Raw genomic sequence first — 761 nt, 5'->3', positions numbered from 1 at the left:
TCGGAGACGACGAACTCGACGCCGGCGAGCCCGCGCTGCTTGAGCCCTGCCACGAACGCGCGCCAGCTCGAATGGCTCTCCCGGTTGGCCAGCTCGACGCCGAGCACCTGGCGCCGGCCCTCCCAGTCGACGCCGATCGCCACCAGCACCGCCTGGCTGGCGATCACGCCGGCTTCGCGCGCCCGCTCATAGCGCGCGTCCAGAATGAGGTACGGGTAAGGTTCGGCAAGCCGCTGCTCAAAGAACGCCTTCAGCGCTTCATCCAGCCGCGCCGTCGCCTCGCTCACCGTCGAGGCCGAGAAGGCGTGGCCGCACAGCTCCTCGGTGATCGCCTTGACCTTGCGGGTCGACACGCCTTGCACGTACATCTCGACCAGCGCCGATACCAATGCCTTCTCCGAGCGCTGATAACGCTCGAACAATTCCGTCGAGAACCGGCCGGCCCGATCCTGCGGAACGCGAAGTTCCAGGACCCCAACCCGCGTCACAAGCTTGCGCTCATAATAGCCGGACCGGTAACCAACCCGCTCCGCCCTCCGCTCGCCTTTCTCGGCCCCGATCGCCTCCGTCATCTCGGCTTCCAAAGCCTCCTGCACGACAGTCTGCAAAACTCTGCGGAAGCCGTCCTCATCCGACAACAGCAACGCTTTCAACTCGCCTTTGCTCAGTCTAACTTCTCGCTTGGTCATGGCACTTCCCCTTCCACGGGAATCGGTGATCGCAACGTCACCAGCGTGCCATGGCCGCCCCTCGCCTCAGAG

General features: G+C 65.0%; 1 protein-coding gene. It reads right to left on the bottom strand.

The window, feature by feature from the left end:
• Positions 1–689 (bottom strand): IS256 family transposase (locus AC0L25_RS32445; protein WP_473599189.1); only part of this gene is annotated, 689 nt, incomplete at its 3' end.
• Positions 690–761 lie beyond the last annotated feature (72 nt).

The organism is Mesorhizobium sp. WSM4813 (assembly GCF_055811555.1).
Note: the sequence above shows the minus strand (reverse complement) of the source record. Positions and strands in the feature narration are given on the sequence as shown.